At 63.8% G+C, this 13936-nt stretch carries 14 protein-coding genes; 2 read left to right on the forward strand and 12 right to left on the reverse strand.

Annotated elements, in window-relative coordinates; translation table 11 throughout:
- Window positions 1-185 precede the first annotated feature (185 nt).
- Window positions 186-608 (reverse strand): hypothetical protein, encoded by a 423-nt coding sequence (locus AWB70_RS38575; RefSeq protein ID WP_143281738.1) that lies wholly within the window; start codon window positions 606-608, stop codon window positions 186-188.
- An 11-nt stretch (window positions 609-619) separates the two neighbouring features.
- Here AWB70_RS38575 and AWB70_RS34460 point away from each other — a divergent pair, with 11 nt between their 5' ends.
- Complete coding sequence (locus tag AWB70_RS34460) at window positions 620-1468, forward strand: aldo/keto reductase (RefSeq protein WP_053567539.1); 849 nt, start codon at window positions 620-622, stop codon at window positions 1466-1468.
- Window positions 1469-1480: 12 nt separating this feature from the next.
- Here the strand turns inward: AWB70_RS34460 and AWB70_RS34465 are convergent, their stop codons facing one another.
- From AWB70_RS34465 to AWB70_RS39595, 11 genes are all read right to left on the reverse strand, one after another.
- Window positions 1481-1900 carry a hypothetical protein gene (locus tag AWB70_RS34465; protein ID WP_014190600.1) on the reverse strand — a complete coding sequence of 140 codons (420 nt, stop codon included), beginning with the start codon at window positions 1898-1900 and terminating at the stop codon, window positions 1481-1483.
- Window positions 1901-1994: 94 nt separating this feature from the next.
- Window positions 1995-4064, reverse strand: coding sequence for an ABC transporter ATP-binding protein (locus AWB70_RS34470; RefSeq protein ID WP_053567540.1), 2070 nt, complete (start codon window positions 4062-4064; stop codon window positions 1995-1997).
- A complete protein-coding gene (locus AWB70_RS34475) occupies window positions 4061-4918 on the reverse strand; it encodes an ABC transporter permease (protein WP_053567541.1) in 858 nt (285 codons plus the stop codon). Before AWB70_RS34475 ends, AWB70_RS34470 begins: the two co-directional genes overlap by 4 nt.
- The gene (locus tag AWB70_RS34480) at window positions 4915-5922 is read right to left on the reverse strand and encodes an ABC transporter permease (RefSeq protein ID WP_053567542.1); all 1008 of its coding nucleotides are present in this window, start codon (window positions 5920-5922) and stop codon (window positions 4915-4917) included. The genes AWB70_RS34475 and AWB70_RS34480 overlap by 4 nt, the downstream gene beginning before the upstream one ends.
- A complete protein-coding gene (locus tag AWB70_RS34485) occupies window positions 5923-7584 on the reverse strand; it encodes an ABC transporter substrate-binding protein (protein WP_053567543.1) in 1662 nt (553 codons plus the stop codon). It abuts the gene before it with no gap.
- A 129-nt stretch (window positions 7585-7713) separates the two neighbouring features.
- A complete protein-coding gene (locus AWB70_RS34490) occupies window positions 7714-8196 on the reverse strand; it encodes a cupin domain-containing protein (RefSeq protein ID WP_014190605.1) in 483 nt (160 codons plus the stop codon).
- A gap of 87 nt (window positions 8197-8283) precedes the next feature.
- Window positions 8284-10389 (reverse strand): elongation factor G, encoded by a 2106-nt coding sequence (fusA, locus tag AWB70_RS34495; protein WP_053567544.1) that lies wholly within the window; start codon window positions 10387-10389, stop codon window positions 8284-8286.
- A 204-nt stretch (window positions 10390-10593) separates the two neighbouring features.
- On the reverse strand, window positions 10594-11106 hold the full coding sequence (locus tag AWB70_RS34500; protein ID WP_014190607.1) for a DUF192 domain-containing protein: 513 nt from the start codon (window positions 11104-11106) through the stop codon (window positions 10594-10596).
- A gap of 150 nt (window positions 11107-11256) precedes the next feature.
- A complete protein-coding gene (locus tag AWB70_RS34505; RefSeq protein WP_075644200.1) occupies window positions 11257-11463 on the reverse strand; it encodes a hypothetical protein in 207 nt (68 codons plus the stop codon).
- 379 nt (window positions 11464-11842) lie between these two features.
- Entirely contained in the window at window positions 11843-12421 is a 579-nt protein-coding gene (locus AWB70_RS34510; RefSeq protein ID WP_053567617.1) for a pseudouridine synthase, read from the reverse strand.
- A gap of 34 nt (window positions 12422-12455) precedes the next feature.
- On the reverse strand, window positions 12456-12590 hold the full coding sequence (locus AWB70_RS39595) for a hypothetical protein (RefSeq protein ID WP_255724144.1): 135 nt from the start codon (window positions 12588-12590) through the stop codon (window positions 12456-12458).
- A 27-nt stretch (window positions 12591-12617) separates the two neighbouring features.
- On the opposite strand from AWB70_RS39595, the gene icd reads away from it, so the two are divergent.
- Window positions 12618-13874, forward strand: coding sequence for an NADP-dependent isocitrate dehydrogenase (gene icd, locus AWB70_RS34515; RefSeq protein ID WP_014190609.1), 1257 nt, complete (start codon window positions 12618-12620; stop codon window positions 13872-13874).
- The last annotated feature ends 62 nt before the right edge of the window (window positions 13875-13936 follow it).

Genomic DNA, 13936 nt, shown 5'->3' on the forward strand with positions numbered 1-13936 from the left:
TTTTGAACAACGTGTGAAGTTGATAATATTGATAGCTAAGAAATATTGCAATAAGTAAGTTTGAGGTTGATGAATTTTTTTCCGGATAGCTCACTTTCGCAATAATGCCGGATGATTCTCTCTCATGCCCGATACAATGCGCGGCGCATAATATTTCGAAGAAGATGTATATGTAAAATAATGTGTCAACTCGCCGCGCGATATTGACGAATGTTTGATCTTCTTAAAACACGATGCTTTCTTCGAAAAGGCGGAAAAAACTGCATCGGATATGCCACGATTGTCCGTGGCGAGATTTTATTAATCGCCTCGAAAAAGCGATATAGACAGGATTGTTGAAACACCGCCGCGGTTCTCGCGCGTTCTTCAATTAGAAGAGGCAGATGAACACGCGTCATTCGATAAGCGACACTTAAATCGCGTTTTCGCTTCGGGATAAACCCGTAAATTTCGCTGATTTTTCCGGCTTTTTTGCGGCGGGTTGTTTCCACCTCTTGTCCACCGTCCGTCACAATTTTGAAATAGCGGCGGGCATAATCGCGCGCTTTGGTGGCGAGCGCGCCTCCCGATTGGGCGTGCTGCTTGCGCCATAATCGCCGGACACACAAGGAGGCTTCTTATGACGCAATCCAATTCGGCGACCGTCACGCTCCCATCGGGGGAAGCGATTCAAAAGCTCGGTCAAGGCACCTGGGAAATGGGCGAGCGCCCGAACGCGCGCAAGAGCGAGATCGCCGCGCTGCGTGAAGGCGTCGAACTCGGCATGACGCTCATCGATACTGCCGAAATGTACGGCGACGGCGAAAGCGAAAAGCTCATCGCCGAAGCGCTCGGCGACAGGCGCGACGAACTGTTCATCGTCAGCAAGGTGTATCCGCACAACGGCAGCGAGCGCGGCGTGCAGGCCGCGTGCGAGCGCAGCCTGAAGCGCCTGAAGACCGATCGCATCGACCTGTATCTGCTGCACTGGCGCGGCGGCGAGGATCTGCAAGGCGTGGTCGCGGGTTTCGAGCGCTTGCAGCGCGACGGCAAGATCCGCCACTGGGGCGTGTCGAACTTCGACACCGACGACATGGAAGAGCTCTTCGCTCTCGATGGCGGCGACGCCTGCGCCACCGACCAGATTCTCTACAACGTCGCGCGGCGCGGCGCGGAATTCGATCTCCTGCCGTGGTTGCGCGAGCGGCGCATGCCTGCGATGGCGTACAGCCCCGTCGATCATGCGCGCCTGCCGCGCGGCGGCGCGCTGGAAAGCATCGCTGCGGCGCGCGGCGTGTCGGCGTTTCAGGTCGCGCTCGCGTGGGTGCTGCAACAGCCGCAGGTGTTTGCCATACCGAAGGCGGCGGACGTCGCGCATGTGCGCGAGAACCGGGCGGCGCTCGATCTGCGCTTGTCCGCCGACGAGCTCGCGGACATCGACCGGCAATTCAGGCCGCCGAAGTCGAAGCGCTCGCTCGAAATGCTCTGATATCGCGTTCGGTCAGGTGCACGCGTGATGGGCATGCACCGAGCCGAGCACGGCGACTTCTGCGGGCGTGCGCTTCAGATCGGCTTCGTTGACCTGTTTCGCGTCGGCGAGAAAATCGTCGACGATCGACGACACCTTCGTGTCCGTCAGGCACAGCGACACGCGCCGGGTTTCGCCTTCCGGCAGCGATGCGCGCTGCGACAGGAACAGCACGCCGTACTGATAGCCGCGCACGATGCCGCGCACCGCGCCCACGCATTGCCCTTGCGCGGCGTTGTCGGACTTCGCGGCGCATTGCTGGGCGAGCGCATAGGCAGAGAAGGTCGGATCGGCCGCGCCGGGCGCGGGGGATTGCGGCGCGTTCTGCGCATGCGCGGCCAGCGCGACGCCGAGAGTCAGTGCGCCAAGCGCGGCGGAAAGGGCGGGTTTCATCGATTGAATCCTCGTTGTTTTGAACGGTGAACCGATGAGAGACGCGCAGGATCGCTTTGGTTCCGATGAAAAGCCGCGTGCTTTTTGCGCGCGCTCAGCTTTCGTCGCGCTGCAACGCGCGCAATTCGTCGACGGGAATGTGGCAGTGAATGGCGTGGCCGTCGCCGGCATCGCGGCAGGGCGGCGTTTCGGTTTCGCAAATCGCGCCGAGCTTGCGCGGGCAGCGCGTATGGAAGACGCAGCCGGTGGGCGGATTCGCCGCGCTTGGCAATTCGCCCGACAGGCGGATGCGCTTGGCGACCGTTCCATCGATCGATGGCGCCGATGACAGCAACGCTTCGGTGTACGGATGTTGCGGGCCGCCAAACACGGCGGCGGCACGCCCGATCTCCATGATGCGCCCGAGATACAGCACCGCGATGCGATCGGACAGATAGCGCACCACATGCAGATCGTGCGAAATGAACACGTAGCTCACGCGCCGTTCGCGCTGCAAATCGGCGAGCAGATTGAGGATGGCGGCCTGCACGGAGACATCGAGCGCGGAGGTGGGCTCGTCGCAGACGACGACGCGCGGATCGCCCGCGAACGCGCGCGCGATCGCCACGCGCTGCTTGAGCCCGCCCGATAGCTGCCGCGTGCGCGAGCTCAGATAGCGCTCGGGCAGGCGCACGGCCTGAGTCAGCGTATGCAGACGCGCTTCCTTCGCCTCGCCCCGCAGCGCCCCGAGCTTCGACAGCGAACGCGCGATGAGTTGGCGCACCGAATGCGCACGGTTCAGCGCGGAATCCGGATTCTGAAACACGATCTGCAGCGACTTCACCTGCTCGCCGCTGCGCTGGGTCACGCGCTCGGGCAGCGCCGCGCCGTCGAGTTCGAGCGACGCGCCCTTGTCCGGCGAGACGAGGCCGAGCAGCAGCTTCGCGAGCGTGGTCTTGCCGCTGCCCGATTCGCCGACGAGCCCGAGCGTCTCGCCTTGCACGAGATCGAGCGAGACATCGTGGACGGCGCGCACGTCTTCATCGCCGACGCGGAAGGTCTTCGAGAGATTGCGCGCCGACAGCGCGAGCGGCGGATCGTCGCCGTTCGCGAGCGGCACGGGCGTTTCATCGGCCGAACGTGGCAGCGTGTGCGCGCGTTCGTGATAGTGGCACCGCGCCATCTGATCGCCGTGCGCCGATGCGATGCGATAGGGCGGCGGCGCGTCCTTCAGACAGCGCTCGTCGGCGAGCTTGCAGCGCGGCGCGAAGATGCAGCCCTGCGCGATCGATCCGGGCAGCGGCAGCGAGCCCGGAATCGTGTCGAGCCGCCCGGTTTCCTTCGCGCGACCTTCGCGCGGCAGGCAGCGCAGGAGGCCGACCGTGTACGGATGGCGCGGCTTGGCGAAGACATCGGCGGCCGCGCCTTCCTCGACGAGCTTGCCCGCATACAGCACGCCGACGCGGTCGCACATGCGCCCGATCACCGCGAGGTTGTGGCTGATGAAGAGCACGGCCGTGCCGATCTCGTCCCGCAATTGCGCGATGAGGTCGAGCACTTCGGCTTCGACGGTGGCGTCGAGGCCGGTGGTCGGTTCGTCGAGAATCAGCAGTTCGGGATTGCATGCGAGCGCCATCGCGATCACGACGCGCTGCTGCATCCCGCCCGAGAGCTGATGCGGATAGCTTTCCATCACGCGTTCCGGCGAGGCGATGCGCACGCGCCGCAGCATCTCGGCGGTGCGGGCCAGCGCTTCGTCGGCGGATGCGCCCGTGACTTCGAACGCTTCGGACACCTGCCGCGCGATCGTCAGCGACGGATTCAGCGCGCGCCCCGGGTCCTGATAGACCATCGACACGGCATTGGCGCGCATGCCGCGCAGCGCGTCGGCGTCGAGCGAAGCCACGTCGCGGCCGGCGATCGAAATGCGGCCCGCCTTCACGCGGCCATTGCGCGGCAGATAGCGCAGCACCGCGAGCGCGGCCGTCGACTTGCCGCAGCCCGATTCGCCGACGAGCCCATACGTCTCGCCGCGCTTCACGCGCAAGGTGACGTCCTGCAGCACTTCGCGCTCGCGTCCGCGCGAACGGTACGCGACCGTCAGGCCGACGACCGTCAGCGCGTCGGCCTGCTCGCCTTTCGCGGCGCCGAAGGTTGGAAATGCCGATGGCGGCGGTCCGTTCATCGGTCGAGCACTCCCTGCACGGCGTCCGCGACGAGATTCACCGCGACGACCAGCGAGGCGATCGCGGCGGCGTCGAACACGACGGTCCACCACGCGCCGCCCGCCATGAGCGTATAGCTTTCGGAGAGCGCGAGACCCCAGTCGGCGGACGGCGGCTGGATGCCGAAGCCGAGAAAGGAGAGCGTCGCGACGGCGAAGATCGCGTAGCCGAGCCGCACCGTCGCCTCGACGATGATCGGCGGCAGCACGTTCGGCAGGATCTCCGCGAACATGATGTAGATCGCGTGCTCGCCGCGTAGCTGCGCGGCGAGCACGTAGTCGAGATGACGCTCGCTCAGCACGGCGGCGCGCACGGTGCGCGCGGTGATCGGCGCGAAGGTGAGGCCGATGACGAGAATCACCGTCGTGTTGCTCGCGCCGACCGCCGCCAGCGCGAGCAGCGCGACGATCACGAGCGGCAGCGCGAGCAGCGCGTCGATCACGCGGCCGATGACGGCATCGACCCAGCCGTCGAAATAGCCGACGACGAGCCCGATCGCCGTGCCCGCCGCCGTGCCGAGCAGCGTCGCCAGAGGCGCGATGGTGAGAATGTCGCGCGAGCCGACGATCACGCGCGCGAACACGTCGCGGCCGAGCTGATCCGTGCCGAACCAGTGATCGGCGGACGGGGCGTTCAGCGAGTTGAGCGGATCGGAGGCGTAGGGATCGTGCGGCACGAGCCAGTGTCCGAACAGTGCGCACACGACCCAGAACAGCAGCATCAGCACGCCGATATCGAAAGTGGCCGAGCGCATCAGCGCGCCGAGCGCTTCGAAGCGGCGCGGTTTCGTCGGCAGGGCGGCCGCGGTGCTCATGTCGCGTCCCCCGTGCGCAGGCGCGGATTGAGCACGACGTAGAGCGCGTCGGCAATCAGATTGGCAGCCGTATAGATCACGCCGACTGTCAGCACGCCGGCTTCGAGCATCGGAAAGTCCTTCGATTTCGCGGCGTTGTAGATGAGCGAGCCGATGCCCTGATAGTGAAACAGCGTCTCCACGACGACGAGTCCGCCGATCATGTAGCCGAGCTGCGTCGCGGCGACGGTCACGGTCGGCAGCAACGCGTTGCGCAGCACGTGCCGCCCGATCACGACACGCTGCGGCAGGCCCTTGAGGATCGCGGTGCGGGTGTAATCGGCGTCGAGCGCTTCGACCGTGCCCGCGCGCGCCATCCGTGCGATATAGCCGAAGAACACGAAGACGAGCGGCAGAACCGGCAGGATCAGATGCTTCAGTTGCGTGAAGACGCCGGCCTCGGCGGGCGCGGTCGCTTCGATCGGCAGCCATTGCAGCCACACGCCGAAGATCAGGATCAGCACGATCGACGAGACGAACTCCGGCACGACCGTCGCCGTCAGTCCGCCGATGCTGATGACGCGGTCGATCCAGCGTCCCGAATGCAGCGCCGCGTACACGCCGCCCGCGATGCCGAGCGGCACCACGACGACGAACGCGAGCGCGCCGAGCTTGGCCGAATTCCACAGCGCATCGCCGATGAACGGCGCCACGGCTGAGCGAAACGCGTAGGACTCGCCCATGTCGCCGCGCAGGAAGTGGCCGATCCAGCCGGTGTATTGCGTGAGAAGCGGCCGGTCGACGCCCAGTTGATGATTCAGCGCCGCGACCGCGCGCGCATCGGCGAGCGGGCCGAGAATCGCGCGGCCGACATCGCCGGGCAGGAGCTGGCCGCCCGCGAAGACGATCATCGACAGCAGCCACAGCGTGACGAGCGCAAGCAGGAGCCGCACCCCGACGAAGCGCGCGACGCGTTTCATTTTGGCGAAATCGGCTACGCGCGCCGTCGGTGTGATCGTGCTCATTTATGCGGCTACCGTCGCGCGGTCGAACCACATCTGCGAGATCGCGTTGAAGCGCACGCCGGACACGTTCGCGCGCGTGACGATCAACTGGTCGTAGAAGTAGGGGATGACGACCGGCGTTTCGTCGAGCAGCAGCTTTTGGATCTGGCCGGAGAGCTTTTTCTGCGACGCCACATCCAGCGCGGCGACGAACTGCGCGACGAGCTTGTCGTACTCCGGATTCTTGAAGTGCGCCGCGTTCCAGGTGCCGCCGCTCGTGAGCGGTGCGTTGAGGAAGACGTTCGGCACGCCGCGATGCCCGTAATCGGTGATGCCGAGCGGCGAATCCAGCCAGTCCGACTTGCCGAACGTGCCGGAGCCGTAATACAGGTCCTGGCTCTCGACCTTCAACTGGATGCGAATGCCGATCGCCTTCGCCGCGTTCTGCACGACGACCGCGAGATCGGGAATCTCCATGTACTTCTCGGTCGTCAGCGTGACGTCGAAGCCGTTCGCGACGCCCGCTTCGCTCATCAGCTTCTTGGCCTGTGCGATGTCGATCTTGCGTTGCGGCACGGCGAGATCGCTCGACGGAAACACCGGCGCGAACGGGCTGTCGTTGCCGACCTGCGCGCGCCCGCGGAACAGCCCCTTTACGATGACTTCGCGATCGATCGCGAGCGCGAGCGCCTGACGCACGCGCCTGTCCTTGAAGGGCGCCATGTCGCAGCGCATGTGCATCTGCCGGTGCGAGCTCGATTTCGTGCCGAGCACCTTGAACTGCGGATTGCTCAGCATCGCGAGGCCGCCCTGCACGGTGAAGTCGCCCATCACGTCGGCCTGGCGGCCTTGCATCGCGAGCAACTGCGCCTGCTGATCGGCGTAGAAGGAAAACTGGACGCGGTCGGGCAGCGACTTTTCGCCCCAGTAATCCGGATTGCGCACGAACGAAGCGCCGACCTTCGGCGTGTATTTCTCCAGCTTGAGCGCCCCCGTGCCCATGAACGACTTCTCGTACGGGCCGCTGAAGTTCGCCGGGAGAATCACCGCGTTATACGTATTCGAGGAAACGTAATACGGGAAATTGCCGTTGGGCGCGTCGAGATGGAACTCGACGGTGTGATCGTCGACGGCCTTCGCGGAATCCTTCGACAGCACGCCCTTGAGCACGGAGAGCGCAGCCGAGCCCGCGCCCGGATCGGACAGGCGGTTGAACGTCGCGACGACGTCCTTCGCCGTCATCGGCTGACCGTCGTGGAATTTCACGTTCGGGCGCAGCTTGAAGGTCCATACGTCGCCCTTGTCGTTCGACTTCCACGACAGCGCGAGCGCGGGCCGCAAGGTGAGATGTTCGCTGTCGTCGTCGATGAGGAACTCGCCCGTCTGGTTGATGAGCGCGAGACCGGCCGCGTCCGTCACGGTGAGCGGATCGACGGCACCCGCGGGCGTCAGATGCGCGACGCGGATCGTGCCGCCCGGCTTGCCCGCACCCTGCGCGCGCGCCATCGGCATGCCGAAGAGGCCGCCCGCGGAGAGCGCAAAGCCGAGCACGCTCGCGTGGCGCAACAGTTCGCGGCGCGTGAGTCGCCCGGCCATGAATTCGTCGATCGCGTGATTGCCCAGTTCGCCGGCTTGCGGGCGGGCGAGATCGAGGAGATGCGCGTCGGTCGAATGTTTCTTCATCGTGTGTTTGTCCGTTGTAGTTGTGATGGCGCGCCGTCGTCACGCGAACGGCTCGACCGCGCCCGGAACGCGGCGCATCAGGCGCATATAGCAAGGAACGCGCCGCATGCCGGCCGCGCTCCGAGCGCTTCAGTGGTCGTGTGGATGCTTGTGAATCGGATCGACCCAATAGACTTCCTCGGGCTTCTCCACTGCATCGATGTTCAGATTCACGACGACCGCCTCGTTGTCGCTGCGCACGAGCACGCATTCGAGCGGCTCGTCGGTGCGCGCGTTGATTTCCTGGTGCGGCACGTAAGGCGGCACGAAGATGAAATCGCCCGGACCGGCCTCGGCCGTGAATTCGAGGTGCTCGCCCCAGCGCATGCGCGCCTGGCCGCGCACGACATAGATCACGCTCTCGAGCGCGCCGTGATGGTGCGCGCCCGTCTTCGCGTTCGGATGGATCGTGACCGTGCCGGCCCAGATCTTCTGGGCGCCAACGCGCGCCGCGTTGATCGCAGCGGCGCGGTTCATGCCGGGCGTCTGCGGTGTGTTGGTGTCGAGCTGATCGCCCTTGATGACCTTGACGCCGTGTTCGCGCCAATCGATGTGCTGATGTGCGTCGCTCATGTCGTTTCGTCTGCGGATATGAAAAGTCCGTTGCCGCCACCAACGGAGCGCACAACGGACTTCCGATACTACACGTTTAGGCCGCGATCATTTCGCTTTCGAGTTGATGATCGCCTCCGACACGTTCGACGGCGTCTCCGCGTAATGCTTGAACTCCATCGTGTACGTGGCGCGTCCCTGCGTCAGCGAGCGCAGCGACGTGGAATAGCCGAACATCTCCGCGAGCGGCACTTCCGCGCGCACGAGCTTGCCGCCGCCGCCCGCGATGTCCTCCATCCCCTGCACGATGCCGCGCCGGCCCGACAGATCGCCCATCACGTTGCCCATGAAATCCTCGGGCGTCTCGACTTCGACGGCCATCATCGGTTCGAGCAGCACGGGCTTCGCGCGGCGCATTGCTTCCTTGAAGGCCATCGAACCGGCCATGCGGAACGCGTTCTCGTTCGAATCGACATCGTGGTAGGAGCCGAAGGTCAGCCGCACCTTCACGTCGACGACCGGATAGCCCGCCAGCACGCCGGCCTTGAGCGTTTCCTGAATGCCCTTGTCGACCGCCGGGATGAACTCGCGCGGAATCACGCCGCCCTTGATCTGATCGACGAATTCGTAGCCCTTGCCCGGGTCCGGCTCCAGCGCGATCACCGCGTGGCCGTACTGGCCGCGTCCGCCCGACTGCTTGACGAACTTGCCTTCCACGTCCTCGACCTTGTTGCGCACCGTCTCGCGATACGCGACCTGCGGCTTGCCGACGGTGGCCTCGACACCGAATTCGCGCTTCATCCGGTCGACGAGAATTTCGAGGTGCAGCTCGCCCATGCCGGAGATGATCGTCTGGCCGGATTCCTCGTCGGTCGTCACGCGGAACGACGGGTCTTCCTGCGCGAGACGATTCAGCGCGATGCCCATCTTCTCCTGGTCGGCCTTCGTCTTCGGCTCGACGGCCTGCGAGATCACGGGCTCCGGGAAAATCATCCGTTCGAGGATGATGACGTTCTGCGGATCGCAGAGCGTGTCGCCGGTCGTGGCTTCCTTCAGGCCGACGGCCGCGGCGATGTCGCCCGCGCGCACTTCCTTGATTTCCTTGCGCTCGTTCGCGTGCATCTGCAGGATCCGCCCGAGCCGCTCCTTCTTGTCCTTCACCGGGTTGAACACGGTGTCGCCCGAATTCACCACGCCCGAATACACGCGGAAGAAGATCAACTGGCCGACGAACGGGTCGGTCATGATCTTGAAGGCGAGCGCGGAGAACGGCTCGTCGTCGCTCGGATGGCGCTCCGCTTCCTTGTCGTCTTCGGTGTGGCCGAGAATGGCGGGGACGTCGACGGGCGAGGGCAGGTAATCGATCACCGCGTCGAGCATCGCCTGCACGCCCTTGTTCTTGAACGCGCTGCCGCAGAGCATCGGCACGATCTCGTTGGCGATCGTGCGCTTTCTCAACGCGGCCTTGATCTCGTCCTCGGTCAGGCTGTGGTGATCTTCGAGATATTTTTCGAGCAGTTCCTCGCTCGCCTCGGCAGCCGCCTCGACCATCTTGTCGCGCCATTCGTGCGCGAGATCGACGAGATTCGCCGGGATCTCCTCGTACGTGAACTTGATGCCCTGGCTGTCGTCGTCCCAGACGATCGCCTTCATCTTCACGAGATCGACCACGCCCTGAAAATGATCTTCCGCGCCGATCGGAATCTGGATCGGCACCGCGACGCCCTTCAGGCGCTCGCCGATCTGCCGCTGCACGCGGAAGAAGTCCGCGCCGACGCGGTCCATCTTGTTGACGAACGCGATGCGGGGCACCTTGTATTTGTTCGCCTGACGCCACACGGTTTCCGACTGCGGCTGCACGCCGCCCACCGAGTCGTACACCATGCACGCGCCATCGAGCACGCGCATCGAGCGCTCCACTTCGATCGTGAAGTCGACGTGTCCCGGCGTATCGATGATGTTGATGCGATGCTCGGGATAGTTGCCGGCCATGCCTTTCCAGAAGGCGGTGGTCGCCGCCGACGTGATCGTGATGCCGCGCTCCTGCTCCTGCTCCATCCAGTCCATCGTGGCCGCGCCGTCGTGAACCTCGCCGATCTTATGCGTCACGCCGGTGTAGAAAAGGATGCGCTCGGTCGTAGTCGTTTTGCCGGCGTCGATGTGAGCGCTAATCCCGATGTTCCGATAGCGCTCGATGGGAGTCTTGCGGGGCACGTGAACCTCCTGTTGAAGATGTCAGCACGGCGTCGCGTGAGAGCCGTGAATGCGACGCGCTGAATCTTTTTAGCATAGCGCGTCGGCAGGCTCTTTGCAGGAATCCTGCCAGCTTGCGGGAAGGCGCGCGGCGGCTGGCGGCAGGCGAAAAAAAACCGGCGAGGGCGCGCCGGCTTTCGTCATCACGGAGTCATGCAGCGACGTTCACTGCAAACGCGGCAGACCTTTGATCTGCGTGCCGGGCTTGATGCCCTTCGCCGCGAACCAGCCTTTGGGCATTTCGAGCGCATAGGTGCCGTTGTTGCGCGGGCAGTGATTGTTCTCCGTCTCGGCCTGCATCTCGTCGATGTCGGTGATGGTGCCGTCCGCGCGAATGAACGCGATCGACAGCGGAATCAGCGTGTTCTTCATCCAGAAGCAATGCACCGCGTTTTCGCCGAACACGAAGAGCATGCCTTCGTTGGCGCCGAGCTTCGTGCGATACATGAGACCTTGCTCGCGATCGGCATCGTTCGCGGCGACGGCGGCGTCGATCACATACATGCCGGCGGTGAGCTTCGCGCGCGGGAAATCGGACGGCTGCTTCGCACCGGGCGGCAAGGCTTGCGCTTGCGCGAGCGGAAGGGCGGCGAACGGCAGCGCGAACGCGATGACGGCTGCGCGCGCGGCGCGCAAGATGTGCTGCAGATTCACGACGATGCTCCTTTGACGATCGATGCGCCGGAAAGCGGCGGCTACGCGGATGTTACTCGATGCCCCCCATACAGAACAAAAGGGCAGATGCCTTGCGGCCATCTGCCCTTCAACGCCGTACAGACGGCGGTAATGCTCGTTCTTGACTTCGCTTTACCGCCTCTTACAACGAACTTACTGAGCTGCCGAAGCGGCTTCCGGAGCAGCTGCTGCCTTCTTGTGCGACGACTTGTGCGACTTGTGCGATGCCTTCTTGTGAGCCGACTTGTGAGCCGACGAAGCAGCAGCTGCCGGAGCAGCAGCGGCCGGTGCCGAAGCTTCTTGTGCGAAAGCAGCCGTTGCGAACAGGCCAGCGACGAGAGCAGCGATCAGTTTGTTCATCTGTGATTCCTCAGCTTGAGTTAATTAACCAAAGACCCGGTCATTGAGTCATGTCGGTAAACGAGCCACCTACCTTTCGGTTGACAGTCGCATCGATAAAATCAATGTCGATACTTCTGTGAACGCTTGAACCTTTCAAACAGCCTGGAGCACACAGGTTGTTGTAATCGGTTGTTCGCTCATGCCGGATAGCTTTACGCGGCATCTGAGGCCCTTAACGCATCGTGAGAAGAGTCGGTTGACGCGAATTACAGAGATTTGCGCAGCAGAGCAAAAAATTTTTTCGAAGCCCGAAATGCATTAGCCGATCTCGATGACGAACGCATTAAGCACGATCCGAGAAAAGACGCAATGCAGCTTTATCAAAAATAGTTGAATGCTATTCACCAACGCGTTGCCACGGCGCGCGCGGCGCAACCTCGACGGTTTCGCCCGGCGCGAGCCCCAGCGCGAAGATATCGAGCGCGCCGATCGCGACGCGCACGAGCCGCAACGTCGGGTAACCGACGGCTGCGGTCATGCGTCGCACTTGCCGGTTCTTGCCTTCGGTGATCGCAAGCTCGATCCACGTCGTGGGAATGGCGGCGCGGTAGCGGATCGGCGGATTGCGCGGCCAGAGCACCTCGCTGTCCTCGGCCGCGACGAACGCGGTGCGGCAGGGGCGCGTCACGTAGTCGCCGAGATCGACGCCTTTGGCCAGCCGCGCGAGAGCGGCCGCGTCGGGCGCGCCTTCGACTTGCGCCCAGTAACGCTTCACGAGCTTGTGCCGCGGCTCCGCGATCCGGGCCTGCAGCGCGCCGTCGTCGGTGAGCAGGAGCAGGCCCTCGCTGTCGGCGTCGAGCCTGCCGGCCGGATACACATTCGGCGTCTTCACCCAGTCGCCGAGCGACGCGCGCGTTTCATGCTCGGAAAACTGGCAGATCGTGCCGAAGGGCTTGTTGAGGGCGATGAGTGACATGCTTGCGGCGCGCGGCGTGAACGGATCCGGCATCTTAAAGCATGCCGATGGCCGCCTCGGGCGCGCCGGCGCGGGCCAGCATGGTTAGAATGACGTTGCAGGGTTCACGCGTGCGCATCGCCGCCGCGCGCCGTATCGCGTGGCGCTTTTCCAACCAGTTTGCTTCCATTCAAGCCCGGCCTTATTGGAGTCGATCATGCCGTATCAGCACATCAAGATTCCGGCGGACGGTGACAAGATCACCGTCAACGCGGATTTCTCGCTCAATGTCTCGGATCAGCCGATCATCCCGTACATCGAGGGCGACGGCACGGGCGTCGACATCACGCCGGTGATGATCAAGGTCGTCGATGCGGCGGTGGAAAAGGCCTACGGCGGCAAGCGCAAGATCCAGTGGATGGAAATCTTCGCCGGCGAAAAGGCAACGCGCGTCTACGGCCCGGACGTCTGGCTGCCGGACGAAACCCTCGACGCGGTGAAGGATTACGTCGTGTCGATCAAAGGCCCGCTCACGACGCCGGTCGGCGGCGGCATCCGCTCGCTCAACGTTGCGCTTCGTCAGCAACTCGATCTGTACGTGTGTCTGCGCCCGGTGCGTTATTTCAAGGGCGTGCCGTCGCCGGTGCGCGAGCCGGAGAAGATCGACATGGTGATCTTCCGCGAGAACTCGGAAGACATCTATGCGGGTGTCGAATGGCCGGCGGAGTCGCCCGAAGCGAAGAAAGTCATCAAGTTCCTGCGCGAGGAAATGGGCGTGAAGAAGATCCGCTTTCCGGATTCGTCGGGGCTCGGCATCAAGCCGGTGTCGCGCGAAGGCACGGAGCGGCTCGTGCGCAAGGCGATCCAGTACGCCATCGACAATGACCGCCGCTCGGTCACGCTGGTGCACAAGGGCAACATCATGAAGTTCACCGAAGGCGCGTTCCGCGACTACGGCTACGCGCTGGCGCAAAAGGAGTTCAACGCGGAACTGATCGACGGCGGCCCGTGGATGAAGGTCAAGAATCCGAAGTCGGGCAACGACATCGTCGTGAAGGACGTGATCGCCGACGCCTTCCTGCAGCAGATCCTGCTACGCCCGGCCGAATACGACGTCATCGCCACGCTCAACCTGAACGGCGACTACATCTCGGACGCGCTCGCGGCGCAGGTCGGCGGCATCGGCATCGCGCCGGGGGCGAACCTGTCGGATTCCGTCGCGATGTTCGAAGCCACGCACGGCACCGCGCCGAAATACGCAGGCAAGGATTACGTGAATCCCGGCTCGGAGATTCTCTCGGCTGAAATGATGCTGCGCCATCTGGGCTGGTTCGAGGCGGCGGACCGCATCATTGCGTCGATGGAGCAGTCGATTCTTTCGAAGCGCGTCACCTACGACTTCGCACGCCTGATGGAAGGCGCAACGCAGGTCTCGTGCTCGGGATTCGGCGCGGTGATGATCGAGAATATGTGAGGACTCACCTCGATTCGCGGTCTTAAACAAAGACCCTGGAAGGCCTACGCTTTCCAGGGTCT

This window comes from Caballeronia cordobensis (genome assembly GCF_001544575.2).
GTDB lineage: Bacteria > Pseudomonadota > Gammaproteobacteria > Burkholderiales > Burkholderiaceae > Caballeronia > Caballeronia cordobensis.

Excerpts from the sequence above, each read along its gene's own strand:
- AWB70_RS34460 (WP_053567539.1), top strand. The coding sequence starts at position 620 with ATGACGCAATCCAATTCGGCGACCGTCACGCTCCCATCGGGGGAAGCG.
- AWB70_RS34465 (WP_014190600.1), bottom strand. The coding sequence starts at position 1,900 with ATGAAACCCGCCCTTTCCGCCGCGCTTGGCGCACTGACTCTCGGCGTC.
- AWB70_RS34470 (WP_053567540.1), bottom strand. The coding sequence starts at position 4,064 with ATGAACGGACCGCCGCCATCGGCATTTCCAACCTTCGGCGCCGCGAAA.
- AWB70_RS34475 (WP_053567541.1), bottom strand. The coding sequence starts at position 4,918 with ATGAGCACCGCGGCCGCCCTGCCGACGAAACCGCGCCGCTTCGAAGCG.
- AWB70_RS34480 (WP_053567542.1), bottom strand. The coding sequence starts at position 5,922 with ATGAGCACGATCACACCGACGGCGCGCGTAGCCGATTTCGCCAAAATG.
- AWB70_RS34485 (WP_053567543.1), bottom strand. The coding sequence starts at position 7,584 with ATGAAGAAACATTCGACCGACGCGCATCTCCTCGATCTCGCCCGCCCG.
- AWB70_RS34490 (WP_014190605.1), bottom strand. The coding sequence starts at position 8,196 with ATGAGCGACGCACATCAGCACATCGATTGGCGCGAACACGGCGTCAAG.
- AWB70_RS34505 (WP_075644200.1), bottom strand. The coding sequence starts at position 11,463 with ATGAACAAACTGATCGCTGCTCTCGTCGCTGGCCTGTTCGCAACGGCT.
- AWB70_RS34510 (WP_053567617.1), bottom strand. The coding sequence starts at position 12,421 with ATGTCACTCATCGCCCTCAACAAGCCCTTCGGCACGATCTGCCAGTTT.
- AWB70_RS39595 (WP_255724144.1), bottom strand. The coding sequence starts at position 12,590 with ATGGAAGCAAACTGGTTGGAAAAGCGCCACGCGATACGGCGCGCGGCG.
- icd (WP_014190609.1), top strand. The coding sequence starts at position 12,618 with ATGCCGTATCAGCACATCAAGATTCCGGCGGACGGTGACAAGATCACC.